The organism is Streptomyces sp. NPDC044921 (genome assembly GCF_056432865.1).
Window position 1 is genome coordinate 213,291 of sequence record NZ_JBWKIF010000012.1, and the last position, 26,428, is coordinate 239,718.

At 72.3% G+C, this 26,428-nt stretch carries 29 protein-coding genes; 15 read left to right on the forward strand and 14 right to left on the reverse strand.

All coding sequences use genetic code 11. From position 1 onward, the window contains the following. The first annotated feature begins 247 nt into the window (after positions 1-247). Positions 248-466 carry a helix-turn-helix domain-containing protein gene (locus AC07DA_RS20760; protein ID WP_010037790.1) on the forward strand — a complete coding sequence of 73 codons (219 nt, stop codon included), beginning with the start codon at positions 248-250 and terminating at the stop codon, positions 464-466. Positions 467-616: 150 nt separating this feature from the next. After that, the gene (locus AC07DA_RS20765) at positions 617-1,420 is read left to right on the forward strand and encodes an enoyl-CoA hydratase/isomerase family protein (protein ID WP_479129638.1); all 804 of its coding nucleotides are present in this window, start codon (positions 617-619) and stop codon (positions 1,418-1,420) included. Between the two features lie 22 nt (positions 1,421-1,442). Here AC07DA_RS20765 and AC07DA_RS20770 read toward each other — a convergent pair whose 3' ends face one another. After that, positions 1,443-2,156, reverse strand: coding sequence for a nucleopolyhedrovirus P10 family protein (locus AC07DA_RS20770; protein WP_479129639.1), 714 nt, complete (start codon positions 2,154-2,156; stop codon positions 1,443-1,445). An 87-nt stretch (positions 2,157-2,243) separates the two neighbouring features. Here AC07DA_RS20770 and AC07DA_RS20775 point away from each other — a divergent pair, with 87 nt between their 5' ends. From AC07DA_RS20775 to amaP, 5 genes are read left to right on the forward strand one after another with little or no spacing between them, the layout of a single operon-like run. Then, the gene (locus AC07DA_RS20775; protein ID WP_479129640.1) at positions 2,244-2,720 is read left to right on the forward strand and encodes an Asp23/Gls24 family envelope stress response protein; all 477 of its coding nucleotides are present in this window, start codon (positions 2,244-2,246) and stop codon (positions 2,718-2,720) included. A 46-nt stretch (positions 2,721-2,766) separates the two neighbouring features. Then, complete coding sequence (locus AC07DA_RS20780) at positions 2,767-2,952, forward strand: hypothetical protein (protein ID WP_311683857.1); 186 nt, start codon at positions 2,767-2,769, stop codon at positions 2,950-2,952. Then, entirely contained in the window at positions 2,949-3,332 is a 384-nt protein-coding gene (locus tag AC07DA_RS20785) for an Asp23/Gls24 family envelope stress response protein (protein ID WP_479129641.1), read from the forward strand. The genes AC07DA_RS20780 and AC07DA_RS20785 overlap by 4 nt, the downstream gene beginning before the upstream one ends. Further along, positions 3,329-4,027, forward strand: a complete 699-nt coding sequence (locus AC07DA_RS20790; RefSeq protein ID WP_479129642.1) for a DUF6286 domain-containing protein — start codon at positions 3,329-3,331, stop codon at positions 4,025-4,027. Before AC07DA_RS20785 ends, AC07DA_RS20790 begins: the two co-directional genes overlap by 4 nt. A gap of 5 nt (positions 4,028-4,032) precedes the next feature. Next, positions 4,033-4,611 carry an alkaline shock response membrane anchor protein AmaP gene (gene amaP, locus AC07DA_RS20795; protein ID WP_479129643.1) on the forward strand — a complete coding sequence of 193 codons (579 nt, stop codon included), beginning with the start codon at positions 4,033-4,035 and terminating at the stop codon, positions 4,609-4,611. A 14-nt stretch (positions 4,612-4,625) separates the two neighbouring features. Here amaP and AC07DA_RS20800 read toward each other — a convergent pair whose 3' ends face one another. The 5 genes from AC07DA_RS20800 to AC07DA_RS20820 form a co-directional block, all read right to left on the reverse strand. Then, positions 4,626-5,381 carry an SDR family oxidoreductase gene (locus tag AC07DA_RS20800; RefSeq protein WP_479129644.1) on the reverse strand — a complete coding sequence of 252 codons (756 nt, stop codon included), beginning with the start codon at positions 5,379-5,381 and terminating at the stop codon, positions 4,626-4,628. 5 nt (positions 5,382-5,386) lie between these two features. Continuing rightward, positions 5,387-7,183: a glycoside hydrolase family 15 protein gene (locus AC07DA_RS20805; protein ID WP_479129645.1), complete on the reverse strand. Its 1,797-nt coding sequence runs from the start codon at positions 7,181-7,183 to the stop codon at positions 5,387-5,389. Positions 7,184-7,272: 89 nt separating this feature from the next. Beyond that, on the reverse strand, positions 7,273-8,067 hold the full coding sequence (locus tag AC07DA_RS20810) for an SURF1 family cytochrome oxidase biogenesis protein (RefSeq protein WP_479129646.1): 795 nt from the start codon (positions 8,065-8,067) through the stop codon (positions 7,273-7,275). A 49-nt stretch (positions 8,068-8,116) separates the two neighbouring features. Continuing rightward, positions 8,117-8,350 carry a hypothetical protein gene (locus AC07DA_RS20815; protein WP_094056481.1) on the reverse strand — a complete coding sequence of 78 codons (234 nt, stop codon included), beginning with the start codon at positions 8,348-8,350 and terminating at the stop codon, positions 8,117-8,119. 101 nt (positions 8,351-8,451) lie between these two features. Further along, positions 8,452-9,444: a DEDDh family exonuclease gene (locus AC07DA_RS20820; protein WP_479129647.1), complete on the reverse strand. Its 993-nt coding sequence runs from the start codon at positions 9,442-9,444 to the stop codon at positions 8,452-8,454. Positions 9,445-9,674: 230 nt separating this feature from the next. On the opposite strand from AC07DA_RS20820, the gene AC07DA_RS20825 reads away from it, so the two are divergent. Together AC07DA_RS20825 and AC07DA_RS20830 are read left to right on the forward strand one after the other, a co-directional pair. Next, on the forward strand, positions 9,675-10,616 hold the full coding sequence (locus AC07DA_RS20825) for a sterol desaturase family protein (RefSeq protein ID WP_479129648.1): 942 nt from the start codon (positions 9,675-9,677) through the stop codon (positions 10,614-10,616). Further along, positions 10,613-11,293, forward strand: coding sequence for a lysoplasmalogenase (locus AC07DA_RS20830; protein WP_479129649.1), 681 nt, complete (start codon positions 10,613-10,615; stop codon positions 11,291-11,293). Before AC07DA_RS20825 ends, AC07DA_RS20830 begins: the two co-directional genes overlap by 4 nt. A gap of 22 nt (positions 11,294-11,315) precedes the next feature. On the opposite strand, the gene AC07DA_RS20835 is transcribed toward AC07DA_RS20830, so the two are convergent. The 3 genes from AC07DA_RS20835 to AC07DA_RS20845 all read right to left on the reverse strand — a co-directional run bounded on the left by AC07DA_RS20835 (position 11,316) and on the right by AC07DA_RS20845 (position 15,553). Continuing rightward, complete coding sequence (locus AC07DA_RS20835; protein WP_479129650.1) at positions 11,316-12,320, reverse strand: CopD family protein; 1,005 nt, start codon at positions 12,318-12,320, stop codon at positions 11,316-11,318. Between the two features lie 123 nt (positions 12,321-12,443). After that, a complete protein-coding gene (locus AC07DA_RS20840) occupies positions 12,444-13,964 on the reverse strand; it encodes a S8 family peptidase (protein ID WP_479129651.1) in 1,521 nt (506 codons plus the stop codon). Between the two features lie 59 nt (positions 13,965-14,023). Beyond that, positions 14,024-15,553: a S8 family serine peptidase gene (locus AC07DA_RS20845; RefSeq protein ID WP_479129652.1), complete on the reverse strand. Its 1,530-nt coding sequence runs from the start codon at positions 15,551-15,553 to the stop codon at positions 14,024-14,026. Between the two features lie 253 nt (positions 15,554-15,806). Between AC07DA_RS20845 and AC07DA_RS20850 the strand changes: the two genes are divergently transcribed. The 3 genes from AC07DA_RS20850 to moaA all read left to right on the forward strand — a co-directional run bounded on the left by AC07DA_RS20850 (position 15,807) and on the right by moaA (position 18,947). Next, positions 15,807-16,163 (forward strand): DUF485 domain-containing protein, encoded by a 357-nt coding sequence (locus tag AC07DA_RS20850; protein ID WP_479129653.1) that lies wholly within the window; start codon positions 15,807-15,809, stop codon positions 16,161-16,163. Beyond that, complete coding sequence (locus AC07DA_RS20855) at positions 16,160-17,785, forward strand: solute symporter family protein (protein WP_479129654.1); 1,626 nt, start codon at positions 16,160-16,162, stop codon at positions 17,783-17,785. Before AC07DA_RS20850 ends, AC07DA_RS20855 begins: the two co-directional genes overlap by 4 nt. A 172-nt stretch (positions 17,786-17,957) precedes the next feature. Then, positions 17,958-18,947 (forward strand): GTP 3',8-cyclase MoaA, encoded by a 990-nt coding sequence (moaA, locus tag AC07DA_RS20860; protein ID WP_479129655.1) that lies wholly within the window; start codon positions 17,958-17,960, stop codon positions 18,945-18,947. Positions 18,948-18,951: 4 nt separating this feature from the next. On the opposite strand, the gene AC07DA_RS20865 is transcribed toward moaA, so the two are convergent. Beyond that, on the reverse strand, positions 18,952-19,164 hold the full coding sequence (locus AC07DA_RS20865) for a hypothetical protein (protein ID WP_479129656.1): 213 nt from the start codon (positions 19,162-19,164) through the stop codon (positions 18,952-18,954). Between the two features lie 225 nt (positions 19,165-19,389). Continuing rightward, positions 19,390-19,785 (reverse strand): DUF3099 domain-containing protein, encoded by a 396-nt coding sequence (locus AC07DA_RS20870; protein WP_479129657.1) that lies wholly within the window; start codon positions 19,783-19,785, stop codon positions 19,390-19,392. Between the two features lie 242 nt (positions 19,786-20,027). Here AC07DA_RS20870 and AC07DA_RS20875 point away from each other — a divergent pair, with 242 nt between their 5' ends. After that, positions 20,028-20,303, forward strand: a complete 276-nt coding sequence (locus AC07DA_RS20875; RefSeq protein ID WP_479129658.1) for a GlsB/YeaQ/YmgE family stress response membrane protein — start codon at positions 20,028-20,030, stop codon at positions 20,301-20,303. Between the two features lie 69 nt (positions 20,304-20,372). Here AC07DA_RS20875 and tyrS read toward each other — a convergent pair whose 3' ends face one another. Genes tyrS through AC07DA_RS20890 form a run of 3 tightly spaced genes read right to left on the reverse strand, consistent with a single transcriptional unit; the run spans position 20,373 to position 24,598 of the window. Then, positions 20,373-21,641: a tyrosine--tRNA ligase gene (tyrS, locus tag AC07DA_RS20880; RefSeq protein WP_479129659.1), complete on the reverse strand. Its 1,269-nt coding sequence runs from the start codon at positions 21,639-21,641 to the stop codon at positions 20,373-20,375. Positions 21,642-21,683: 42 nt separating this feature from the next. Next, positions 21,684-23,078 (reverse strand): metallopeptidase TldD-related protein, encoded by a 1,395-nt coding sequence (locus AC07DA_RS20885; RefSeq protein WP_479129660.1) that lies wholly within the window; start codon positions 23,076-23,078, stop codon positions 21,684-21,686. Continuing rightward, positions 23,075-24,598 carry a TldD/PmbA family protein gene (locus AC07DA_RS20890; protein ID WP_479129661.1) on the reverse strand — a complete coding sequence of 508 codons (1,524 nt, stop codon included), beginning with the start codon at positions 24,596-24,598 and terminating at the stop codon, positions 23,075-23,077. The genes AC07DA_RS20885 and AC07DA_RS20890 overlap by 4 nt, the downstream gene beginning before the upstream one ends. Before the next feature lie 279 nt (positions 24,599-24,877). Here AC07DA_RS20890 and fabG point away from each other — a divergent pair, with 279 nt between their 5' ends. After that, positions 24,878-25,597, forward strand: coding sequence for a 3-oxoacyl-[acyl-carrier-protein] reductase (fabG, locus tag AC07DA_RS20895; protein WP_479129662.1), 720 nt, complete (start codon positions 24,878-24,880; stop codon positions 25,595-25,597). 5 nt (positions 25,598-25,602) lie between these two features. Beyond that, positions 25,603-26,370 (forward strand): enoyl-ACP reductase FabI, encoded by a 768-nt coding sequence (gene fabI, locus AC07DA_RS20900; protein ID WP_479129663.1) that lies wholly within the window; start codon positions 25,603-25,605, stop codon positions 26,368-26,370. The last annotated feature ends 58 nt before the right edge of the window (positions 26,371-26,428 follow it).

A 26,428-nucleotide genomic window follows, 5' to 3' on the forward strand; every position in this document is an offset into this window, starting at 1 on the left:
ACATCGATTTCGCGGCCGAGCCCCTGATCCTTCCGGGCTCGGCCGCCGCGTCTTTCTGACCTGGCACTTCCCGGGGCGATTCGTTCGGCCGCCGGGACGGCACTCTTCGGAATTCCACATTCCGAATGTGGGGATGTGCTCCCGTCGTCACAACCTTGTCTCACGGACCTTGCCGAATGGGTGGCCATCAGGGCCCGGAGGGGTGATCATGAGGAGACCAGAGCGCACTTCCCATGAGGAGGCACGGGTGGCCGAGACTCTGAAGAAGGGCAGCCGGGTGACCGGCGCCGCGCGCGACAAGCTCGCGGCAGACCTGAAGAAGAAGTACGACGCCGGTGCGAGCATCCGGGCGTTGGCCGAGGAGACCGGCCGCTCGTATGGCTTTGTGCACCGCATGCTCAGTGAGTCGGGCGTCACGCTGCGAGGGCGTGGCGGGGCGACACGGGGCAAGAAGGCCACGGCCTGACCCCGGGTGGCCCCTCGGCTCCGATGGTGGCCACCCGGTCACTGGCCTGACCGACCGGGTGGTTACTGTGCAGTCACTTAGCTGTGCCGTGCTCCGGCCCACCAGCCGGCGTACGGCACGGAAGACGACCGCACGCATCGGAGGCGTCCCATGGCTTCGCCCGACCAGGACCTCGTTCCCGTACTCGACAAGGACGGCGTACGGCTCACCGTCGACGACGCGATCGCCACGGTGACGCTGACCAACCCGGCCAAGCGCAACGCGCAGAGCCCGGCTCTGTGGCGGGCGCTGACCGAGGCCGGACGGCTGCTGCCGGGCTCCGTCCGCGTCGTGGTCCTGCGGGGCGAGGGCAAGTCCTTCTCGGCCGGACTCGACCGGCAGGCGTTCACGCCCGAGGGCTTCGACGGGGAACCGTCGTTCATCGACCTCGCGCGTGGCGGCGACGCCGAGTTGGACGCGACCATCGCCGAATACCAGGAGGCGTTCACCTGGTGGCGGCGCAGCGACATCGTCTCCGTCGCCGCCGTCCAGGGACATGCCATCGGGGCGGGCTTCCAGCTCGCCCTCGCCTGCGACCTGCGCGTCGTCGCCGACGACGTGCAGTTCGCCATGCGCGAGACCAGCCTCGGACTCGTGCCCGACCTGACGGGCACGCACCCGCTGGTGGGGCTCGTCGGATACGCCCGCGCGCTGGAGATCTGCGTGACCGGGCGCTTCGTCACGGCCGAGGAGGCCGTGCACACCGGGCTCGCCAACGTGGCCGTGCCCGCCGAGCAGCTCGACGACACGGTCCGCGACCTCACCGCGGCCGTCCTCGCCGCGCCCCGCGACGCCGTCATCGAGACCAAGGCCCTGCTGCGCGGCGCCCAGGACCGCACGTACGAGGAGCAGCGCCGCGCGGAGCGCCAGTCCCAGGCCCGCAGGCTGCGGGACCTCGCGGGCGTCGGCGACTGAGGACGGCCGGCCCCGGGCGCGCTCAGCCGAGCGCGCTCACCACGACCGCCACCGTCGGGTGGTCCGGCAGCGCCTCCGACACCGCCGAGCGGACCGCGCGGGCCACGTCACCCGCCCGGTGGTCCGCGGCCACCGCCACCTCCAGCCGGACGTGGCGGTGCGTCAGCGCGGCCTCGGCCGGCAGCTCCTCGATGCGCACCGGGTGACCCAGCGTGCCGGTCACCCCGAGCACGCCCGGAACCCCCAGCGCGGCGGCGGCCACCCGGCCCTCGTCGCCGCCCTCCACCCGTTCGGCCCGCGGCGGTTCGGCGGACGGTGCCTCGGGCTCCGCGTCCTGGCCCTCCTCCAGCAGACCGGTCACCTTCAGGTCCACCTCCGTCACCGCCAGGCCGACCAGCCGCGTCGCCGCGTCCGCCAGCGCCGCCCGCAGCAGCGCGGCCGTCTCGGGCAGCGGCCGCGAGGCCGTGGCCGCGAACTCCGCCGTGACCCGCAACGGCCCCGGCGGCAGGGCGCTCGGCGGCGCCGGCACGGCCGGCTCCCGCGTGTCCCGGGGGTCCGCCAGCGCGATCCGGAGCGCGTCGAGGCGCACCCCCGGGGCGCCCCGCGCCGCGCGCCCCAGCACCGCCTCCGCCGCCCGTTCGGTGATCCAGGCGCCGTCCCGCGCCTCACCCAGCGGCAGAAGCCTGCCCAGACCCAGCTGATGTCTCACTGCTCGCGTCCATTGGTCGGCCGTCATTCCTCCAGCCTGCCGCATCAGGGGCGCGCTCCCGCGTAACCGTGCTTACCGTGGTCGCAGGACGACGACCGAAAAGGACGTACGGCGATGACTGACATGACCGAGAACCGGGGCGGGGAGAGCGAGTCGGCGGCGGCGCGCAGGAGTCCGCTCACCAAGCGCGGCGGGGGAGACCCGGGCTCGCGGGGCCGGACGACCATCGCGGACGGCGTCGTGGAGAAGATCGCCGGGCTGGCCGCACGCGACGTGGACGGTGTGCACGCCATGGGCAGCGGACTGTCCCGCACCTTCGGAGCCGTGCGCGACCGGGTGCCCGGCGGCCAGAAGGCGGGCGTGACCCGGGGTGTGAAGGCCGAGGTGGGCGAGGTGCAGGCCGCCCTCGACCTGGAGATCGTCGTCGACTACGGCGTGTCGATCGCCGACGTGGCCCGGGACGTGCGGGAGAACGTCATCACGGCCGTCGAGCGGATGACCGGCCTGGAGGTCGTCGAGGTCAACATCGCGGTGAGCGACGTGAAGCTGCCGGACGAGGAGGAAGAGGAACCGGAGCGCCGGATCCAGTGAGACACGGGCCAGGGCACGGCACAGCGGATGAGGAGCTGAGGAGCGCATGAGCATGGGCGTGGCCGGGATGATCGCCGGCATGGCGCTGGCCTTCGCCGGATACTTCGGCGGATTCGGGGCGTTTTTGCTGGTCGCGGCGCTGGGCGCCGTAGGCTTCGTCGTCGGCCGGTTCCTGGAGGGGGACATGGACTTCGGCGACTTCTTCCGCAGCCGTGACGAACGGCGGCGGTGACGCCCGTGAGCACGGGGGCCGGTGAGCTCGACCGAGCACGGACCGTCGTCCCGCCGGGTGAGCGCGGCGCGACCGGCATCGCCGACCGGGTGGTGGCGAAGATCGCCTCGCAGGCGGCCCGGGAGGCCGTCGGGACGCTGCCGCCCGGCGTCGCCGGGCCGTCGGCCGGTGTCACCGTCCACCACGACGTCGTCCACGTGCGGGTGCACGTGGAGCTCGACTACCCCTGCGACATCGGCGAGCGCTGCCGCCGCGTGCGCCGCCGGGTCGTCGAGCGGGTGGGCGCCCTGGTGGGCATGCACGTGCCGGAGGTCGTCGTGCACGTGGAGGGGCTGCACCTGGCCGGAGCACCGGGAGCCGGACAGCGGAGGACGCGATGAGCCCACCCCAGAGCACCGGGCCCGAGGGCGCCGAGCCCGACGGCACCGAGCCCGAGGCCACGACCCAGCATCTGCCCCTCCTGCGCAAGCCGCAGGCGGAAGACGGCACCACACCCGACCGGTCCGCCCCGAGGGCCGGGGACGAGGGCCGCCGCGCGGGCCGCTTCTGGTCGGCGCGCCGCGTTCCCGCGGGCGTCGCCGCGCTGCTCCTGCTGGGCCTCGCGGGGCTGTTCCTCTACGACGTCGTCTCGGTGCGCGCGGGCCGGCCCGGCATGGCCTGGCGCCGGGACCTGACCCGGCAGCTCGCCGAACGGCCGCTGGACGACACGTGGGTACTCGCCGGGGCCGGGGTCGCCGCCGCGCTCGGCCTCTGGCTGGTCGTCCTGGCCGCCACCCCGGGCCTGCGGCACGTGCTGCCGATGCGCCGCACCCACGCCGGGGTCCGCGCGGGGCTGGACCGGGACGCCGCCGCCGGCGCCCTGCGCGACCGGGCCATGGAGGTGGCCGGTGTGCAGTCGGCCCGGGTCAGGGTGCGCCGGCGCCGGGCGAACGTCCGCGCCCTGGCGCACTTCCGGGAACTGGACGAGGTACGGACCGACCTGGACGCCGTGCTCGGCGACGCCGTGCGCGGCCTGGGACTGTCCCGGCCGCCCTCGCTGTCGGTGCGGGTACGGCGCCCGGGCCGGAAGGGATGAGGACGATGATCAGGGGCGTGAACCGGGTGTTCCTCGGCCTGCTGGGCCTGGTGCTGCTGGTGCTGGGCGGCTCGGTGCTGGCCGTCGGCCTCGGCGCGCCGGCGCCCTCCTGGTGGATCCACGACGGCGAGCACGACGTGCTGCTCAGCGACGCCGAGCGCACCCGCTGGCGGGACTCCGGCTGGTGGTGGCCGGTCGTCATCGCCGCGCTCGCGGTGCTGCTGCTGCTCGCCCTGTGGTGGCTGGTCGCGGTGGTGCGCAGGCGCCGGCTCGCCGAGGTCCTGGTCGACACCGGCGACGGCGAGGGCGCCCTGCTGCGCGGCCGCGCCCTGGAGCACGTCCTCACCGAGGAGGCGGCCCGGATCGACGGCGTCGACCGGTCGCGGGCCCATCTGACGGGCCGCCGCACCGCCCCGGAGGCCCACGTCCGCCTCGCACTGGAGCCGCACGTGGACCCGGGAGCCGCCCTGACCGACTTCACGAGCGGCGCCCTCGCCCACGCCAGGGCGTCGGCGGGGCTCGCCTCCCTCCCGGCGGAGGTGCGGCTGCGGGGGGTCAGACACGGCGCCGAACGGGTCAGCTGAGCGGCGCCGTCCGCTCAGAACCCGTGCCGGGCACCGCCGTCCACCGGCACCATGACCCCGGTCAGATAGGACGCGGCCGGCGACAGCAGGAACGCGGCCACCCGCCCGAACTCCTGGGGCGTCCCGTACCGCCGCAGCGGGATCCGCGACTCCGAGGCCGCCCGGGTCGCCTCGGGATCGGCCGACAGCGAGTCCAGCTCGCGCACCCGGTCGGTGTCGATCCGGCCGGGCAGCACACCGACCACCCGGATGCCGCGCGGACCGAGCTCGTCGGAGAGCGACTTGGCGAACCCGGCCAGCCCCGGCCGCAGCCCGTTGGAGATGGTCAGGCCGGGAATCGGCTCGTACACCGAGCCGGACAGCACGAAACCGATGACGCCCCCGGCCTCCAGCTCGGCCGCCGCGGCGCGCGCCAGCCGCACGGCGCCGAGGAACACCGACTCGAACGCCGCCTGCCACTGCTCGTCGGTGTTGTCGGCGACGAACCCGGCCGGCGGCCCGCCCACACTGACCAGGACACCGTCGAAGCGCCCGAAGTGCTCCCGCGCGGCCCCGATCAGCCGGGACGCCGCCTCGGGGTCGGCGTTGTCGACGCCCACCCCCACCGCGTTCGGGCCCAGCGCGGCGGCCGCGTCGGCGGCGCTCTCGTCGTCCCGCCCCGAGACGACGACCTTCGCCCCGTCCGCGACGAGTTCACGCGCGGAGGCGTTGCCGAGGCCCCGCGTGGCCCCGGTCACGACGTACACCCGGTCCTTCAGTCCAAGATCCATGGCCCCTATCCTGCCCCGTTGGCCCCGAACAGGGCGAGGGCGGTGTTCACCAGGCCGATGTGGCTGAACGCCTGCGGGAAGTTGCCGAGCTGCCGGCCGGCCACCGGGTCGTACTCCTCGGACAGCAGACCCACGTCGTTGGCCAGAGCCACCAGCCGTTCGAACAGCTCGCGCGCCTCCTTGGTGCGGCCCGTCATGAACAGGGCGTCCGCGAGCCAGAACGAGCACACCAGGAAGGTGCCCTCGCTGCCGGGCAGCCCGTCGACGTCCGCCGGGACGTCCGAGTCGGTGGTGCTGTAACGCCGCAGCAGGCCGCCGTGGTCCAGCTCCTCGCGGACGGCTTCGATCGTGCCGAGCACCCGGGGGTCGTCCGGCGGCAGGAAGCCGACGCGCGGGATGAGCAGCAGCGCGGCGTCCAGCTCCCGCGAGCCGTAGGACTGCGTGAAGGTGTTGCGCTCGGCGTCGTAGCCCTTCTCGCACACCTCGCGGTGCACCTCGTCGCGCAGCGCGCGCCAGCCGTCCAGGTCGCCGTGCAGCTCCGGATGCCGCTCCAGGGTGCGCACGGCGCGGTCGGCGGCCACCCACACCATCACCTTGGAGTGCACGAACTGGCGCCGGCCGCCGCGTACCTCCCACAGTCCCTCGTCGGGCTGCTGCCAGTTCGTGCGCAGGAAGTCCATCAGGGCCGTCTGCAGCGCCCACACGTCCGGCTGGGGCGACAGGCCCGACTCGCGGGCCAGCGACAGGGAGTCCATCACCTCGCCGTAGACGTCCAGCTGGAGCTGGTTCACGGCGTCGTTGCCGATGCGGACGGGCGTGGACTCGTCGAAGCCGGACAGCCAGGGCAGCTCGAACTCGGGCAGCCGCCGCTCACCCGCCAGGCCGTACATGATCTGCAGGTCGGCCGGGTCGCCCGCGACCGCGCGCAGCAGCCAGTTCCGCCAGGCCTCGGCCTCCTCCTGGTAGCCCGCCGCGAGCAGCGCGCCCAGGGTGAGGGTGGAGTCGCGCAGCCAGCAGAACCGGTAGTCCCAGTTGCGCACACCGCCCGGCTCCTCGGGCAGCGAGGTGGTGGCTGCGGCGACGATGCCGCCGGTCGGGGCGTAGGTGAGGGCCTTCAGGGTGATCAGGGAGCGGACGACCTCGTCCCGGTACGGCCCGTCGTAGCGGCAGCGCGAGGCCCAGGCCTGCCAGTCCTCCACGCTGTGGCGCAGCGCCTCGAAGGGGTCGACGAGCGGGGGGCGCGGCTCGTGGGAGGGGTGCCAGGTCAGCACGAACGCGACCTTCTCCCCCTTCTTCACGGTGAACTCCGCGTGCGTGCCGAAGTCCTCGCCCCAGCTGGTCACTTCCGGCTCGCTGCGCAGCCAGGTGGAGTCCGGGCCGGCGACGGCGACCCGGTGGCCGTCCGAGCGGCGCATCCACGGGACGATCGAGCCGTAGTCGAAGCGCAGTTTGAGCACGCTGTGCAGCGTGACCTCGCCGTCCAGGCCCTCGACGATGCGCACGAGATCGGGTGCCTCGTCGCGCTGGGGCATCAGGTCGGTGACCCGGACCGCCCCTTGTTCGGTCTCCCATTCGGTGTCCAGGACGAGGGTGTCGCGGCGGTAGGCGCGCCGGGTGCACCGGTCCGCCCCCACGGGGGCGATGCGCCAGTGGCCGTTGTCCTCGTCACCGAGCAGTTTCGCGAAACAGGCGGCCGAGTCGAAGCGGGGCAGGCACAGCCAGTCCACCGATCCGTCCGTGCCGACCAGGGCCGCGGTCTGTTCGTCTCCGATGATCGCGTAGTCCTCGATGCGGGGGTGCACGCAGTGCGGGTTCCCGGCAAGTCGGCGCGGCAATCAGGGTGGGGCCGACGGGAGTGACATTCCGCCGGCGGCCGGGTCGGACGGCCCGGTCAGACCGCCGCCGGTTCCGCCTCGCTGGAGTCCCGCTTCCCGGCCGCCGCCTGCGCCCGCTCCCGGGCCTCACGGCGGGCCAGGATCACCCAGCCGACCGGGACCGCCGCCGCGAACAGCCACCACTGGACGGCGTACGCGTAGTTCAGCGCCGCGTCCTCCTTGCCCGGGTTCCCCAGCAGCTCCGGGGTGGCGCCCTTGGGCTCGGGCGCCGTCAGGGCGATGTAGCCGCCGAGCACCTCGGCGCCCAGGCGGCGCGCCTCCAGCTCGCTGTTGATCAGCATGATCTGCCGGTCCGGCAGGTCCTTGAGGTTCTTGATGCCGCTGGCCGCGGTCGTCTCGCTGGGCATCAGCCGCCCCTGGACGGTGACCTCGCCGGCGGGCGGTGCGGGGACCTCCGGGAACGCGGTCTGGGTCGGGCCGGAGGGGACCCAGCCCCGGTTGACCAGCAGCACCTTGCCGTCGTCCAGGACGAACGGGGTGAGGACGTGGTAGCCGACCTCGTCGTCGGAGCTGGTGCGGCGGCGGACGACGACCTCGTCCTCGGCTTCGAAGCGGCCCTTGGCGGTCACGGTCCGGTACCGCTCGGCGCTGGTCACGGTGTGCCCGGGCGCGGTCAGCTTCTCCACCGGCACCGGATCGGCGGCCAGCGCGTCGCTGACCAGCTGGTTCCGGGCGGTGCGCTCCTCGTAGCGGTGCATCTGCCAGATACCCAGCCTGATCATCGTGGGGATGAGGAGCAGGGCGATCAGCGTGAGGATCACCCACTGCCGGGACATCAGGAAGCGGTACACCCCACGACCGTACAACTCGGTCGTGGGGTGCATTCAGGTGGGTACGGGTTCAGACCTTGTCGACGATCCCCGCCTTTCCCTCCGCGCGGGCGCAGTGGGCGCCGCAGTACCAGTGGCCCTCGACCTCCACGCCCTGCCCGATGATCTGCACCCGGCAGTGCTCGCAGATGGGGGCCATGCGGTGGATCGCGCAGGCGAAGCAGTCGAAGACGTGCACCGCGCCCTGCGCGTGCACCTCGAAGGTCATTCCGTACTGATTGCCACAAACCTCACAGGTCGCCATGGGCCACAGGGTGGGCCGTGACCCCGGCCCGGGCGAGCGGCCGCCGGGCGAGTCGCCCGGCAATCACCCGTCCGTACGGTCGGCCCGCGCCCCGCCCCCGGTCACCCCTCGGTGGCCGGCTCCACGTCCGCGAGGAGCTGCCCGAAGGCCGCCTCGTCCACCACCGGCGTGCCGAACTGGCGGGCCTTGACCACCTTGGACGTGCCCGAGTCCGGGTCGTTGGTGACGAGCAGGCTCGTCAGCCGGGACAGGCTCGTGGCCACGTGCAGCCCGGCCTCGGTCGCGCGGTCCTCCAGCAGCTCCCGCTCGGTCGAGGTGTCACCCGAGAAGGCGACCCGCATGCCCTGCTTGAGCCGCCCGCCCGGCTCGTAGCGCCCCGGGTTGGGGTAGGGGCAGGCGGGGCGCTTGCGCGAGGGGCGCCAACTGGTCGGCCGGTAACCGCCGTAGCCCGCCTGCTGCCCGATGCGGGGCGTGGCGGGACGGTCCGACCACTCCGTCAGCGGCCGGCACTCGTGCAGCGGCAGCCGCAGGTTGTTCGCCGCCGCGGCCCGCAGGCTGGGGCGGAACGCCTCCGCCAGCACGCGCGCGTCGTCCAGCGCGTGGTGGGCCCGCCGCTGCACGACGCCGAAGTGCGCCGCGAGGGACTCCAGCTTGTGGTTGGGCAGCGGCAGGCCGAGCTCCTTGGCGAGCGCGATGGTGCACAGCCGCTGCCGCACCGGCGCCTCGCGCTGCGCGCGCGCGTACTCGCGGGCGATCATCTGCCAGTCGAAGACGGCGTTGTGCGCGACGAGGACCCGTCCCGTCAGCCGGGCGGCGAACTCCTCGGCGACGTCCTGGAACAGCGGCGCCCCCTCCAGCGCCTCGCTCGTCAGCCCGTGGATCCACACCGGGCCCGGGTCGCGCTCCGGGTTGACCGTCGTGTACCAGTGGTCCTCGACCTCGCCGCGCGCGTCCAGCCGGTAGACGGCCGCGGAGATGATGCGGTCGTCCCGGGCCAGGCCCGTGGTCTCCACGTCAACGACCGCGTATCCCTGGGGATAGGCGGCCGGCCACACCGTGGCGGAGAACGCTGCGGTCGTCAGGTCATCGAGCATGGTTCACGAGGATACGGGCCGGGACTGACACCGCCGTCCGCCAGGGGCGCGCCCGCGTCCTTCCCGACGCCCCCTCAGACGGCTTGTCCGGTCTGTCCGTTCGCGGGGCGTACGTCTGCTCGACGGGGGCCGGTTTGGTGGAGATCGCCAAGAAGCAAGCGCGTACCGTCGTTCATACTTGTCGGTAACAACGTCTGGTGGGGCCACGACGGCGGTCCTACGGTGCTTGCATGCCGAACCTGCCCGATGTCGTGCTGTGGTCGATCCCCGCCTTCGTGCTGCTCACCGTGGTCGAGATGGTGAGCTACCGTCTCCACCCCGACGAGGACGCCGCGGGGTACGAGGCGAAGGACGCCGCGACGAGCGTCGGCATGGGGCTCGGCAGCCTCGTCTTCGACTTCCTGTGGAAGATCCCGATCCTGGCGATCTACACGGCGCTGTACGAACTCACGCCCCTGCGCGTGCCCGTGCTGTGGTGGACGATCCCGCTGATGCTGCTCGGGCAGGACTTCTTCTACTACTGGTCCCACCGCGGTCACCACGTCATCCGCATCCTGTGGGCCTGTCACGTCGTCCACCACTCCAGCCGGAAGTTCAATCTCACCACCGCGCTGCGCCAGCCCTGGACGTCCCTGACCGTGTGGCCGTTCTACGTGCCGCTCATCCTCGCCGGCGTGCACCCGGCCGCCCTCGCGTTCTGCTCCTCGGCGAACCTCGTCTACCAGTTCTGGATCCACACCGAGCGGATCGGCAAGATGCCCCGCTGGTTCGAGTTCGTCTTCAACACGCCCTCGCACCACCGCGTGCACCACGCCTCCCAGGGCGGCTACCTGGACCGCAACTTCGGCGGCATCCTCATCGTCTGGGACCGGCTGTTCGGCTCGTTCGTCGCGGAGACCGAGCGGCCCCGGTACGGGCTGACCAAGAACATCGACACCTACAACCTGCTGAAGGTGGCGACCCACGAGTACGTCTCGATCGCCAAGGACCTGAAGGCGGCACGCAGTTGGAGCGAGCGCGCGGGTCGGGTGTTCCGCGGGCCGGGGTGGGGACCGGCACGGGCGGCGGCGCCGGCCGACGGCTCCGCGACGGCTTTCCCGGCGGCCGGGACCGCGCACGAACAGGGTCCCGCCGTCGGGACGGCGCCCGCCGGGAAGACCCCGACGGCGTGAACCCCCCGCGCCTCGTCCTGGCCGCCTTCGCGCTGACCGCCGCAGTCGACCTGGCCTTCCTGGCCGCCGGTCTCGGCACCGGGCACACCGTCACCAAGCCCCTGCTGATGCCGCTGCTGGCACTCTGGGCCGCCCTGCGCCGGGCGCCCCGGCCGCTCCTGGCCGCCCTGCTGTTCGGCTGGGGCGGGGACGTCCTGCTGCTCTTCGACGCCGAGCCGGCCTTCCTCGCCGGCATGGCCTCCTTCGCCGCGGGACACCTCTGCTGGCTCCTGCTCTTCCACCGGCACGGCAGCCGGTACGCCGTCCCCCGCGCGCGTGCGGGCCTGCTGGCCCTCGGATACGCCGTCGCCCTCCTCGCGACCGTCACGCTGCTGTGGCCGGACCTGCCGCCGCAACTGCGCGTGCCCGTCGCCGGGTACAGCCTCCTGCTCACGGCCATGGCGTACGGGGCCGGCACCCGGCTCGGCCTCTACACCGGCACGGGCGGGGCGCTCTTCCTGCTGTCCGACACGCTCATCGCCACCGGCGTCGCCGACTGGCCGCAGCCGCCCCGGCCCGACTTCTGGGTCATGCTCACCTACATCGCCGCGCAAGTCCTCCTGGCCGGCGGCGCGCTCGGGGCGCTCAACGCGCGCCGCGCACCGGCCGCGACGTACGGCGAGATGCGCGTGGTCTGAAGGGGGCCGGCGGGGTGCCGTGCTACCAGCGGATGGGGACCGGCAGTGCCGTCATCAGCCCGGAGACCGCGACCACCAGGCCCAGCGCGACGACCTCCGCCCGGGCCGGCGTGCAGGCGGTCAGCGGATCGGCCGCCCGGCGCAACCGCCGCCGGGCCCACAGGGCGAGCACGGCGACGGCGGCCACGAGCAGCACCTTGGCGAGCAGGGCGCGTCCGTACGCCGTCGCCGTCAGCTGCTCCAGGATCGTCTCGGGCGGCATCCGCCGCAGCGAACTGCACACGCCCGTCGCGGTGATGGCGGCCAGCAGTACGGCCGCCACGCGCGCGTAGAGGCCGAGCAGGGCCGCGCCCGCCGCGTCGCGCCGCAGCCGCAGCACGCGCAGGGCGTGCAGCAGACCGCCCACCCACAGGGCCGCGCAGGTCAGGTGCACGAGCGTCAGGCCGGAGCCGGTCAGCGGCGTGGGCTCGGTGGTGGGATGGGCGCGCAGCGCCTCGGCGACGATCACGGCCGCCAGCGGCAGCACCTGGGTGGCCGGGCGCCGGGACACCGCGCACAGGCCCGCCACGAGGAACGCGTTGACCTCCAGCAGGGCCAGCTTGCCGTCCCGGGTGGCGTACAGGCCGCCGACGTCGATGTCGGCCGGGCCGCCCGGCACCAGATTGCCCGTGGCGACGACCGAGGCGAGTGCGAGGGCGGCCAGGAACCCGGCGGCGGCCGCCCAGGGCGACCAGCTGCGGGGCGCCGGCGGGGGAGCGGTGCGCGCCCCCGGCACGGACCGCGCCAGCCGGTTCACGAACACCTCGCCGACGGGTATGCACAGCGCCGCGAACAGCACCGTGCGCAGCAGGGCTATGCCCCCGGCCCCGGGCGCCCCGGCCTCCCCGGTGCCGTGCAGCGCGGCGGACGGCCCGAGCAGCGGAACGAGCGCGGCCAGTGCCACGAGCACCAGGACGGCGACGGCCCGCCCGGCACCGACGCGCCCCCTCGTACCGGCCACCCCGGGTGCAGATCTTGTCAAGGTCACCCCAGGATCTTCACCAAACTCCACAGGGCCGGGCAAGTCGGAAGGGCGTCCGCCGGGCGGCCCCGGGGACGAAGCGGGCCGGGCGGGTGTCCCCGCCCGGCCCGGATCGCCCTCACATCCGCTCTACCTGGTCACCGCGTCCAGCGCGTCCGCGATGCCCCAGCCGTAGAAGCCGTTGCGGTTCTTCGGGCCCTCGCACACCGCGTCGACCTTGCCGTCGGCGTCGATGTCGTACGGGTCCGTGCACGCCTTGGCGTCGGCCTGCGCGTACAGCAGCGCCTTGACCAGGGCCGGGGAGGCGTACGGGTGCGTCGACTTGATGAGCGCGGCGACGCCCGCGACGTGCGGGGAGGCCATCGACGTACCGGCCATGTAACCCCACTTGCCGCCCGGCAGCGTGCCCAGGATCAGCCCGCTCGTGGCCGGCGGCTCCGGCTTCTGGTAGGCCGTGGAGTCGCCGCCCGGCGCGGCGATGTCGGCCACGCCCAGGCCGTAGTTGGAGAAGGACGACTTGATGCCCTTCGCACCCGTCGCCGCGACCGTGACGACACCCGGCAGCTGGGTCGGTATGTCGAGGCACTCCGAGGGGTCGACGACCCGCTCGCCCGGCGTGGTGTCGTTCGGGGAGGACGGGTCGGTGATCTCGTCGGAGGCCAGGTCGTAGTTCTCGTTGCCGGCCGCCGCGACGTTGACCGCGCCCTTGCGCTCGGCGTACTGCGCAGCCCGCTTGACGGCCTCCACGAGCGCCTTCTGGTCCGGGTCGTTCTTGCAGTTGAAGTACCAGGGGTCCGTGTAATAGCTGTTGTTCGTCACGTCGACCCCGTGCTCGGCCGCCCACACGAAGCCGCAGACCACGGCCTCCGTGTAGAAGAAGCCGGCCGTGGTGGACACCTTGATGCCGGAGACCTTCACGCCGGGCGCGACACCCGTCATGCCGACGCCGTTCTTGGCGGCCGCGATCTCACCGGCGACGTGCGTCCCGTGCGGGCTCTCCTCGGCGCTCGGCCGCCAGGCCCCCTCGGACGTGTCCGGCTTGCCCGTCACGCAGTTGACCGACGCCTTGCGGTCGAAGTTGGGCGCGATGTCGGGGTGGGTGTCGTCCACGCCGGTGTCGATCACCGCGACGGTGACCTTGTCGCTGCCCAGCGACTTCTCGTGCGCCTTGTCCGCCTTGATGGCGGGCAGGTCCCACTGCAGGGACTCCAGCGGGTCCTGCCCGGCGGCCGCCTCGGCCCGCGCGACCTCGGCCGCGCTCAGCACCTTCGGCGCGCCCAGGTCGCCCGTCGACGCCGAGGGCAGCGGCGCGGTGCGGGTGGCGCCGGCCGACTGCACGCCGCGCACCGTGCGGATGGTCCTGGCGAAGTCGGGGTTCGAGGAGTGGACGACGATGACGCCGATCTGGTCGTACGACGTCACGATCGTGCCGCCGGCCTTGCCGATGGCCTTCTTCACGTAGGCCGAGGTGCCGTGCCCGGGCTTGACGTTGACGACGTAGCTGAGCGGGGTCGCGTCGGCCGAGACCGCCGCGGGGGTGTCCTCGGCGGCCGTGGCCGAGGCGTTCGGCAGGAACGCGAGGGCCGTGGCCACGGCCATTCCGGCCGGGATGGCGACGGCGCGGCGGTAGCGCGCGTGCGGCGCAGTCATGGTGTCTCCAGTTCGTTCGCGGTACGAGGAGGCCGTGCGGGAGGCCCGTGGGGCGCGGGTCACCTGACCGCGCGCAGCGCGTTGACGATGCCGTGGCCGTAGAAGCCGTTGACGCGCTTGCCGCCCTCGCACACCGCGTCCTGCGTGCCGTCGCCGTCCTGGTCGTAGGACGTGGGGCAGGCCGTCTCGTCGGCCTGCGCCTTCAGCAGCGCCTGGAGCTGGGCCGGCGAGGCCCAGGGGTGCTTGGACTTCAGCAGCGCGGCGACCCCGGCGGCGTGCGGGGAGGCCATCGAGGTGCCCTGCAGGAAGGCCCACGCGCCGTTCGGCATGGTGGACAGGATGCGGCCGTCCTTGGAGGGCGTGTCCGGGATCTGGTAGCGGCGGTCGCCGCCCGGCGCGGCGACGTCGACGACGCCCTTGCCGTACGTCGAGTAGTACGACTTGACGTTCTGGACGCCGGTCGCGCTCACCGTGACGACGCCCGGCAGCTGGGTCGGGATGTCGAAGCACTCGTGCGGGTCGATGGTGCGCTCGACGGGCGTGGTGTCGTTCGGGCTGGAGTCGTCGACGATCGCGTCCGCGTCCAGGTCGTGGTTGGAGTTGCCCGCCGCGGCGACGTGCAGCGTGCCCTTCTTCTGGGCGTACAGCTGCGCCCGGTTGACCGCGGTGACGACGGCGCGCTGGTCCGGGTCGTCCATGCAGTTGTACAGCCACGGGTCGACGTAGTAGCTGTTGTTCGTGATCTCGACGCCGTGGTCGGCGGCGAACACGAACGCGCAGACGACGCTCTCCGGGTAGAAGAGGCCGTTCGCCCGGTCGGTCACGTTGATGCTGGACACCTTCACACCGGGAGCGACGCCGGCGACGCCGGTCCCGTTGCGGGCGGCGGCTATGGAACCGGCGACGTGCGTGCCGTGGTAGTCCTCGGGCGTGTACGGCCGCCAGGCGCCCTCGCTGGTGTCGGCCTTGCCGCCGGCGCAGTTGGCGGACTGGGAGGCGGAGAAGTTCGGGGCGATGTCGGGGTGGGTGTCGTCCACGCCGGTGTCGATCACCGCGACCGTCACCTTGCGGCTGCCCGGGTTGATCTTCGCGGCCTTGTCGGCGCCGATCGCGCGCAGGTCCCACTGGTCCGCTTCGAGGGGCTCGCTCTCGGGCGTCCGCGCGGAGGCGGCCCCGACCCGCTCGGCCTGGGCGGCCGTCAGGTACCGGGCGGCGCCCTCCTCCTTCGTCCCCGCGGCGGCCAGCGGCGCCGTGCGCGTCGCACCGGCGGAGTGGACTCCGCGCACCGCGCGGACGGTCTTGGCGAAGTCGGGGTTCGAGGAGTGGACGACGATGACGCCGATCCGCTCGTACGTCGCCACGACGGAGCCGCCGGCCTTCCCGATCGCCTTCTTCACCGACGCGATCGTGTGCCGGTCCACCTTGGTGTTGACGACGTACGCCAGCTGCGGCGCGTCCGCCGTCCGGGTGGCCCGCTCCGCCTGCGGGGCCGCCGAGGCGGCGGCGGGCAGGAAGCCGAGCGAGGCCGTCAGCGACAGTACGACGGGCACGGCGAGGGCGAGCCGGCGTCTGGAAAGCAAGTGAGACATGGGGTCTCCACATCCTCCGGAAACGAAACCGGCCCGAGGCACAGGTGGTGCTCGGGCAGGTACATGACGAGGTGGTGCAGGGTGAAGCTATCCCGGCCACTCGCTGGCCAGCAACGTTTTGTCGGAACGACTTCGGAAAGAACGCGACGCGGTTGAACCGCTCCTCGCGTGCCGCCGTGACGTTGAACAAGGAGCGCGAGGACACTCGCCTCCGTCCCCGTACCCACCGCTTCCGTCATTGCGAGGAGACTCCGTGGCCACCGACGCACCGCCCCCCTCGAAAGAGCAACACAAACTCCCCTCACCCGAGGAGTTCACCGAGGTGCAGGAGAGCGCGGAGTTCGGTGAACTGCGCCGCTCCTACCGCTCCTTCGCCTTCCCGCTGACCGTCGCCTTCATCGCCTGGTACCTGCTGTACGTGCTGCTGTCGAACTACGCCGGCGGCTTCATGGGCACCAAGCTGTTCGGCAACATCAACGTCGCCTTCGTCTTCGGCGTCGCCCAGTTCGTCACCACGTTCCTCATCGCCTGGTGGTACTCGAAGCACGCCGCCGCGAAGCTCGACCCCAAGGCCGAGGCCATCAAGTCCCGGATGGAGGGCGGCGCATGAGCACCGCACAGCAGACCCTGCTCGCCGCGAACGAGGCCAGCGAGCACCGCCCGCTGATCATCACCCTGTTCGCGCTGTTCGTCCTGGCCACCCTCGGCATCACCATCTGGGCCGGGCGCCAGACCAAGGACGCCGCCGACTTCTACGCCGGCGGCCGCCAGTTCAGCGCCTTCCAGAACGGCCTCGCCGTCTCCGGCGACTACATGTCCGCGGCGTCCTTCCTGGGCATCGCCGGCGCCATCGCCATCTTCGGCTACGACGGCTTCCTGTACTCCATCGGCTTCCTGGTCGCCTGGCTGGTCGCCCTGCTCCTGGTGGCCGAGCCGCTGCGGAACTCCGGCCGCTACACCATGGGCGACGTCCTCGCCTACCGCATGCGCCAGCGCCCGGTCCGCACCGCCGCCGGCACCTCCACGATCGTCGTGTCGATCTTCTACCTGCTGGCCCAGATGGCCGGCGCGGGCGTCCTCGTCTCGCTGCTGCTCGGCATCACCTCCGACGCGGGCAAGATCCTCATCGTCGCCCTGGTCGGCATCCTGATGATCGTCTACGTCTCCATCGGCGGCATGAAGGGCACCACCTGGGTCCAGATGATCAAAGCCGTGCTGCTCATCGGCGGCACCCTCCTGATCACCTTCCTGGTGCTGCTGAAGTTCGACTTCAACATCTCCGACCTGCTCGGCACCGCCGCCGAGAACAGCGGCAAGGGCGCCGCCTTCCTGGAGCCCGGCCTGCAGTACGGCGCGACCGGCACCTCCAAGCTGGACTTCATCTCCCTGGGCATCGCCCTGGTGCTCGGCACCGCAGGCCTGCCGCACATCCTCATCCGCTTCTACACCGTGCCCAACGCCAAGGCCGCCCGGAAGTCCGTGAACTGGGCCATCGGCATCATCGGCGCCTTCTACCTGATGACCATCGCCCTCGGCTTCGGCGCCGCCGCGCTGATCTCCCAGGACGAGATCATCGCCTCCAACCCGTCCGGCAACACGGCCGCACCACTGCTCGCCCTGCACCTCGGCGGCGTCGACTCGGCCTGGGGCGCGATCCTGCTCGCCACGATCTCGGCGGTCGCCTTCGCGACGATCCTCGCCGTGGTCGCCGGCCTCACCCTCGCCTCGTCGTCGTCCTTCGCGCACGACATCTACGCCAACGTCATCCGCAAGGGGCAGGCCTCCGGCGCCGAGGAGGTCCGCGCGGCCCGCTGGGCGACCGTCGCCATCGGCGTCGTCTCCATCGGCCTGGGCGCCCTGGCCCGCGACCTGAACGTGGCCGGGCTGGTCGCCCTCGCCTTCGCGGTCGCGGCCTCCGCCAACCTGCCCACGATCCTCTACAGCCTGTTCTGGAAGCGGTTCACCACCCAGGGCGCCCTGTGGTCGATCTACGGCGGTCTGATCGTCGCCGTCGGCCTGGTGCTGTTCTCGCCGGTCGTCTCCGGCGACCCCAAGGCGATGTTCCCGGACGTGGACTTCGCCTGGTTCCCGCTGAAGAACCCGGGCATCATCTCCATCCCGTTCGGCTTCCTCATGGGCTGGCTCGGCACGGTCCTGTCGAAGGAGGAGCCCGACGCCAAGAAGTACGCGGAGCTGGAGGTCAGGTCCCTGACCGGCACCGGCGCCCACTGAGCACGACTCCTCACCCGCGGCCGCGTCGTAGGAACCTCCAGGTCCCTGCGGCGCGGCCGCGTTCCACGTCGTGGGATCGGGCCTTGTGGCGTTGTCGGTGGGGTCACGTAGGCTCACAGGTGTCGGAGGACCAGTGCTCCGGGCACGATCCGCGTCGAGGGAGGGGGCCCACGTGCTCATCGACACCTACGGCCGAGTGGCCACCGACCTACGGGTCTCGCTGACCGACCGCTGCAACCTGCGCTGCACGTACTGCATGCCCGAGGAGGGCCTGCAGTGGCTGGCGAAGCCGGACCTGCTCACCGACGACGAGATCGTCCGCCTGATCGGCATCGCGGTCACCTCCCTCGGCATCGAGGAGGTCCGCTTCACCGGCGGCGAGCCCCTGCTGCGCCCCGGCCTGGTCGGCATCGTCGAGCGCGTGGCCGCCCTGGAGCCCCGCCCGCAGATGTCGCTGACCACCAACGGCATCGGCCTCAAGCGCACCGCGGCGGCCCTGAAGGCGGCGGGCCTGGACCGGGTCAACGTCTCCCTGGACACGCTCCGGCCGGACGTCTTCAAGACCCTCACCCGCCGCGACCGCCACAAGGACGTCATCGAGGGCCTGCACGCCGCCCGCGACGCCGGCCTGACCCCGGTCAAGGTCAACTCGGTCCTCATGCCGGGGCTCAACGAGGACGAGGCCCCCGACCTCCTCGCCTGGGCCGTGGAGCACGGTTACGAGCTGCGGTTCATCGAGCAGATGCCCCTGGACGCCCAGCACGGCTGGAAGCGCGACGGCATGATCACGGCGGGCGACATCCTGGCCTCGCTGCGCACGCGCTTCGCGCTGACACCCGAGGGCGAGGAGAAGCGCGGCTCGGCCCCGGCGGAGCGCTGGCTGGTCGACGGCGGCCCCCATGTGGTCGGCGTGATCGCCTCCGTCACGCGCCCCTTCTGCGCGGCCTGCGACCGCACCCGCCTCACGGCCGACGGGCAGATACGCACGTGCCTGTTCGCCCGGGAGGAGACGGACCTGCGCGCCGCGCTGCGCTCGGGCGCCCCGGACGAGGAGATCGCCCGCATCTGGCGCCTGGCGATGTGGGGCAAGAAGGCGGGCGCCGGCCTCGACGACCCGGCGTTCGTGCAGCCGGACCGCCCCATGTCGGCGATCGGCGGCTGAGGACCTAGGCGGTCTCTTCCCACTCCTGGAGGAGGACCACGTCCTTCAGGAATCCCCGCACCCCGAGGAACTGCGACAGGTACTCGCGGTGCTCCTCACAGGCCAGCCACGTCTTGCGGCGCTCCGGCGTGTGGATCTTCGGGTTGTTCCACGCCAGCACCCACACCGCGTCGGCGCGGCAGCCCTTCGCGGAACAGACGGGCGTCTCGTCACTCACAGGTTCATCTCACCACTGCACAGAAAAGGCGACGCCGAGCAGCCACGGGGGGAGCTGCCCGGCGTCGGTCCGTCGCTCCGACGGGGGATGCGGAGCGCGTACGAAGTATGTCACGGGTAACCCCGGACCCGGCACCGGAACAACATGATTGATCTGAGCTTTTCCTGAGCTTGGCGGGAAGGTGACTTCCGTTTGTGAGCACGTCCCGCCCGCCCCGCGGCGCCCCTACCGCTCCGACGACTCGCTCCGCGCCCCCGGCACCGTCCCCGACACGGCGTCTTCCGCGGCGGATTCCGCCCGGCCGTCCCCCGGCCCCGGTGGCGCGATCATCGGCCGCACGGGCGGCGCCACGAACGTCGACGGCAGGGACGGCGCGTTCTCGCGCCCGGCGTTCGCGATCACCACCGCGATGTACGGCAGCACCAGCCCCAGCACCAACGCCACGACGGCCACGTGCCGTTCGACGTTCCACAGGACCGCCGCGAGGATCACCGAGACCGTACGGACGGACATCGAGATCACGTACCTGCGCTGCCGCCCGCGCACGTCCTCCTGCAGCCCCGCCCGGGCGCCGGTGATCCGGAAAACCTGGACGTCGCCACCGCCATGCCGCTTCCGCATCGCATTCCACCATCCGCCCGTATCGGACCGTCCCCGCCCCAGAGCCGCCCCGGGCCGGTGGGGGGAACCGACCAGGACAGATCCCACGTTACGCCGCGTCCGCGTCCGCTACGAGACCGGGGGGCTCCGGCCGGTGCGAGCGGTCCGCACCGTACGTCGTACGGCGTCGTCGGCATGCGGCGCGGGGCGGCTGGCCCGACACTGGCGGTAGTGCTCACGTCGAGCCGTACGAGGAGGCAGGGATGGGCTGGTTGTGGGCGATCATCGTGGGACTGGTACTCGGCCTGATCGCGAAGGCGATCATTCCGGGCAAGCAGCACGTGCCGTTGTGGCTGACCGTCATCCTGGGCATGATCGGCGCCATCGCCGGCAACGCCATCGCCCGGGCGGCCGGTGTCGACGCCACGGCCGGCATCGACTGGTGGCGGCACGTCTTCCAGCTGGTGATGGCGGTCATCCTCGTCGGTCTGGGCGACCGCGCCTGGACGGCGGCCAGGGGGAGCAGACGCAGCGCCTGACGCCGCCCACGGCAAGGGGGGCGGCCCCGGTACCCTCCGGCACCGCGGACCGCCCCCTTGCCGCGCGCGTCAGCCGCCGGTGACCTCGACCGCGGCCAGGTTCTTCTTGCCCCGGCGCAGCACCAGCCAGCGGCCGTGCAGCAGGTCCTCCCTGGCGGGGACGGCGTCCTCGCCGGCGACCTTGACGTTGTTGACGTACGCGCCGCCCTCCTTGACCGTGCGGCGCGCGGCCGACTTGCTGGCGACCAGCCCGACCTCGGCGAACAGGTCCACGGCCGGGGCGAGTTCGGCCACCTGGATGTGCGGCACCTCGGACAGGGCCGCGGCCAGCGTCCGCTCGTCCAGCTCCGCCAGCTCGCCCTGCCCGAACAGGGCCTTGGACGCGGCGATGACGGCGGCCGTCTGGTCGGCGCCGTGCACCAGCGTCGTCAGCTCCTCGGCCAGCGCCCGCTGTGCCGCCCGGGCCTGCGGACGCTCCTCCGTCTGCTTCTCCAGCTCCTCCAGCTCCGCACGGGAGCGGAAGGACAGGATGCGCATGTACCGGGTGATGTCCCGGTCGTCCACGTTCAGCCAGAACTGGTAGAACGCGTACGGCGTCGTCATCTCCGGGTCGAGCCAGACGGCGCCGCCCTCGGTCTTGCCGAACTTGGTGCCGTCCGCCTTGGTCATCAGCGGCGTCGCCAGCGCGTGCACGGTCGCGTCCGGCTCCAGGCGGTGGATCAAGTCCAGGCCCGCCGTGAGGTTGCCCCACTGGTCGCTGCCGCCCTGCTGGAGCGTGCAGCCGTAGCGGCGGTAGAGCTGGAGGAAGTCCATGCCCTGCAGGAGCTGGTAGCTGAACTCCGTGTAGCTGATGCCCTCGGAGGACTCCAGGCGGCGGGCCACGGAGTCCTTCGTCAGCATCTTGTTGACGCGGAAGTGCTTGCCGATGTCCCGGAGGAACTCGATCGCGGAGAGGTTCTGCGTCCAGTCGAGGTTGTTGACCATGACGGCCGCGTTCTCACCCTCGAAGTCGAGGAACGGCTCGATCTGGGCGCGCAGCCGGTCGACCCAGCCGCCGACGGTCTCCGGGTCGTTCAGCGTGCGCTCGGCGGTCGGGCGGGGGTCGCCGATCAGGCCCGTGGCACCGCCGACCAGCGCCAGCGGCCGGTGACCGGCCTGCTGCAGCCGGCGCACGGTGAGCACCTGCACCAGGTGCCCCACGTGCAGCGACGGCGCCGTCGGGTCGAAGCCGCAATAGAACGTGACGGGACCGTCCGCGAGCGCCTTGCGCAAAGCGTCCTCGTCGGTGGACAGAGCGAACAGCCCGCGCCACTTCAGCTCGTCGACGATGTCCGTCACGGTTCTCGTATCTCCTTGATTGGCCTCGTGGTGGGTACGAGGTTATACGCCCTGGCTGACCGAGCTCATATTGAAGTCCGGCACCCGCAGCGCCGGCATCGCGGCCCTGGTGAACCAGTCGCTCCACTCCCGCGGCAGCGTCTTCTCGGTCCGCCCGGCCTCCGTGGCCCGCCCCAGCAGGTCCACCGGCGACTCGTTGAACCGGAAGTTGTTCACCTCGCCCGTCACCTCGCCGTTCTCGACCAGGTAGACGCCGTCCCGGGTCAGGCCCGTCAGCAGCAGCGTCGCCGGATCGACCTCGCGGATGTACCACAGGCAGGTCAGCAGCAGCCCCCGCTCGGTGTTCGCGACCATCTCGTCCAGGGAGCGGTCCTCGCCCCCGTCCAGGATCAGGTTCTCGATGCCCGGCGCCACGGGGAGCCCGGTCAGGCCCGCGCTGTGGCGGCTGGTCGTCAGGTGCCGCAGCTCGCCCTCGCGCATCCACTCGGTGGCCGCGAGCGGCAGTCCGTTGTCGAACACCGACTGGTCGCCCCCGGAGGAGTGCACGATCACGAACGGAGCCGTCTCCAGGCCGGGCTCGTGCGGGTCGCTGCGCAGGGTCAGCGGCAGATCGGTGAGCTTCTCGCCGACCCGCGTGCCCCCGCCGGGCTTGGAGAAGACCGTGCGCCCCTCGACCGCGTCCCGGCCCGAGGCCGACCACATCTGGTAGATCAGCAGATCCGCCACGGCCGTCGGCGGCAGCAGCGTCTCGTAGCGTCCCGCGGGCAGCTCCACGCGCCGCTCGGCCCAGCCGAGGCGCACGGCCAGCTCGGCGTCCATGGCGGCCGGATCGACGTCCTTGAAGTCGCGCGTGGAGCGCCCGGCCCACGCGGACCGGGTCCGGTCGGGCGACTTGGCGTTCAGCTCCAGCGTCCCGTTCGGCTGGTCGTGCCGCAGCCGCAGCCCCGTGGAGGTGCCCACGTACGACGACACCAGCTCGTGGTGGGCGAAGCCGTACAGCTCGCGCCCGCCCGCCCGCGCGCGAGCGAAGGCCTCGCCGAGCGCCGGCGCGAAACCGGCGAACACGGCCGAGGAGGTCTCGGCGGGCGCCTCCGTGAACTCCGGCGACCGCTCCACGCCCGTGACCAGCGGCTGCGCGTCCTCGGCCGGGCCGGCGCCGCGCGCGGCGGCCTCCGCGGCCCGCACCAGGGGCTCCAGCTCGTCGGCGGTCACGGCGGACCGGGACACGACCCCCGAGGCCGTGCCCTCCTTGCCGTCGACGGTGGCGACGACGGTCAGGGTGCGCCCGCGCGTGACGCCGTTGGTGGTCAGGGCGTTGCCCGCCCAGCGCAGGTTGGCGGAGGAGTGCTCGTCCGCGATGACGACACAGCCGTCCGCCCGGGACAGTTCGAGGGCGCGCTCGACGACCTCGTGGGGTTTGCTGGTGCGCGCGCTCATCGACCGGCCTCCTGCGTGGTGTTGAGGATGTTGACGCCCTTGAACAGGGCCGAGGGACAGCCGTGCGACACGGCGGCGACCTGGCCCGGCTGGGCCTTGCCGCAGTTGAAGGCGCCGCCCAGCACATAGGTCTGGGGGCCGCCCACCGCGGCCATCGAGCCCCAGAAGTCGGTGGTGGTCGCCTGGTAGGCCACGTCGCGCAGCTGCCCGGCCAGGCGCCCGTTCTCGATGCGGTAGAAGCGCTGCCCGGTGAACTGGAAGTTGTAGCGCTGCATGTCGATCGACCAGGACCGGTCCCCGACGACGTAGATGCCGCGCTCCACGCCCCCGATCAGGTCCTCGGTCGACATCCCCGCCGGGTCCGGCCGCAGCGACACGTTGGCCATGCGCTGGACCGGCACGTGGCCGGGGGAGTCGGCGAAGGCGCAGCCGTTGGACCGCTCGAACCCGGTGAGCCTCGCGATGCGCCGGTCCAGCTGGTAGCCGACGAGCGTGCCGTTCTTGACCAGGTCCCAGGACTGGCCCTCGACGCCCTCGTCGTCGTAGCCGATGGTGGCCAGGCCGTGCTCGGCGGTGCGGTCGCCGGTGACGTTCATCAGCTCCGAGCCGTAGCGCAGCTTGCCCAGCTGGTCGAAGGTGGCGAAGGAGGTGCCGGCGTACGCGGCCTCGTAGCCGAGCGCCCGGTCGAGCTCGGTGGCGTGGCCGATGGACTCGTGGATGGTCAGCCACAGGTTGGACGGGTCGACCACCAGGTCGTACAGACCCGGCTCGACGCTCGGCGCGCGCATCTTCTCGGCGAGCAGCTCCGGGATCCGCTCCAGCTCGCCCTCCCAGTCCCAGCCGGTGCCGCGCAGGTACTCCCAGCCGCGTCCGACGGGCGGCGCGAGGGTGCGCATCGAGTCGAACTCACCGCTGGACTCGTCCACCGCGACGGCGTTGAACACCGGGTGCAGCCGTACCCGCTGCTGGGTGGTGACGGTCCCGGCCGTGTCGGCGTAGAACTTGTTCTCGTGGACGGTGAGCAGCGAGGCGTCGACGTGGTCGACCCCGCGCGCCGCGAGCAGCCGCGCGCTCCAGTCCGCGATCAGCCCGGCCTTCTCCTCGTCGGGCACGGTGAACGGATCGACCTCGTACGAGGAGATCCACGTCTTGTCGGCGTGCACCGGCTCGTCGGCCAGCTCCACCCGCTCGTCGGAACCCGCCGCCCTGATCACCTGCGCGGACAGCTTCGCCATGGCCACCGCCTGCCCGGCGACCCTGGCGGCGGCGTCCATGCTCAGGTCGACACCGGACGCGAAGCCCCAGGTGCCGCCGTGCACCACCCGCACCGCGTAGCCGAGGTCGGTGGTGTCCGACGACCCGGCGGGCTTGGCGTCCCGGAACCGCCAGGAGGCGCTGCGCACCCGCTCGAACCGGAAGTCCGCGTGCTCGGCGCCCAGCGCACGCGCGCGTGCGAGGGCCGCGTCGGCGAGGGCGCGTAGGGGGAGGGCCGTGAAGGCCTCGTCGATGGTATGAGGCACCGCCGTCTCTTTCTGTCGAGGTGACCGTGGTTGCCGTTCTCGGTGTCTTCGTGACTGCTCCGATCATGTCGCCCATCCCGCGCGCGGGCCACGGCTTTCCGCGCCGATGACCACGGTCTTCTGTAGGGACCCGACAGTGCGGCCCCTGTGCCACTGTCGGTGCCCGATTGTCCGCGGGTGTTCCGGGACCGATAGGTTTTCGGGGAAGCCGCCTGTCATCGCCGCCTGCCCGCCAGGCGCCCGGGCGGGGTACCAGACCGCTACCGAAAGGGTGATCCGTTGAGCCGCTCGGTTCTCGTCACCGGAGGCAACCGGGGCATCGGCCTCGCCATCGCCCGCGCTTTCGCCGATGCCGGCGACAAGGTCGCCATCACGTACCGCTCGGGTGAGCCGCCGGCCGCCCTGACGGAGTTGGGCTGCCTCGCCGTCAAGTGCGACATCACCGACGCCGAGCAGGTGGAGCAGGCCTACAAGGAGGTCGAGGAGGCCCACGGCCCCGTCGAGATCCTCGTCGCCAACGCCGGCATCACCAAGGACCAGCTCCTGATGCGGATGTCCGAGGAGGACTTCACCTCGGTCGTCGACACGAACCTCACCGGCACCTTCCGTGTCGTCAAGCGCGCCAACCGCGGCATGCTGCGCGCCAAGAAGGGCCGCGTCGTGCTGATCTCGTCGGTCGTCGGGCTGCTCGGCTCCGCGGGCCAGGCCAACTACGCCGCCTCCAAGGCCGCCCTGGTCGGCTTCGCGCGGTCCCTCGCCCGGGAGCTGGGCTCGCGCAACATCACCTTCAACGTCGTCGCACCCGGCTTCGTCGACACCGACATGACCAAGGTGCTCACCGACGAGCAGCGCGCCGGCATCGTGGCGCAGGTGCCGCTCGGCCGGTACGCCCAGCCGGAGGAGATCGCCGCGGCCGTGCGGTTCCTCGCCTCGGACGACGCCTCGTACATCACTGGAGCCGTCATCCCGGTTGACGGCGGACTGGGAATGGGTCACTGATCACCATGAGCGGAATTCTCGAGGGCAAGCGCGTCCTGATCACCGGTGTGCTGACGGAGGCCTCCATCGCCTTCCACACCGCCCGGCTGGCCCAGGAGCAGGGCGCCGAGGTCATCCTCACGGCGTTCCCGCGGCCCACGCTGACCGAGCGCGTCGCCAGGAAGCTGCCCAAGCCCGTCAAGGTCATCGAGCTCGACGTGACCAACGACGAGCACCTCGGGCGCCTGGCCGACGTCGTCGGCGAGGAGCTCGGCGGCCTCGACGGTGTCGTGCACTCCATCGGCTTCGCCCCGCAGGACGCCCTCGGCGGCAACTTCCTGAACACGCCGTTCGAGTCGGTCGCCACCGCCATGCACGTCTCGGCGTACTCCCTGAAGTCGCTGACCATGGCCTGCCTGCCGCTGATGCAGAACGGCGGCTCGGTCGTCGGCCTGACCTTCGACGCGCAGTTCGCCTGGCCGCAGTACGACTGGATGGGCCCGGCCAAGGCGGCCCTGGAGGCCACCAGCCGCTACATGGCCCGTGACCTGGGCAAGCAGAACATCCGCTGCAACCTGGTCTCGGCCGGTCCGCTCGGTTCCATGGCCGCCAAGTCCATCCCGGGCTTCAGCGAGCTGGCGTCCGTGTGGGACTCCCGCTCCCCGCTGGAGTGGGACCTGAAGGACCCGGAGCCGGCCGGCCGCGGCGTCGTCGCCCTGCTGAGCGACTGGTTCCCGAAGACCACCGGCGAGATCATCCACGTGGACGGCGGTCTGCACGCCATCGGCGCCTGACCCCCCGCACGCCCCCGACGCCCCGTTCCCCCGCCCGCGCGGGGAGCGGGGCGTCACC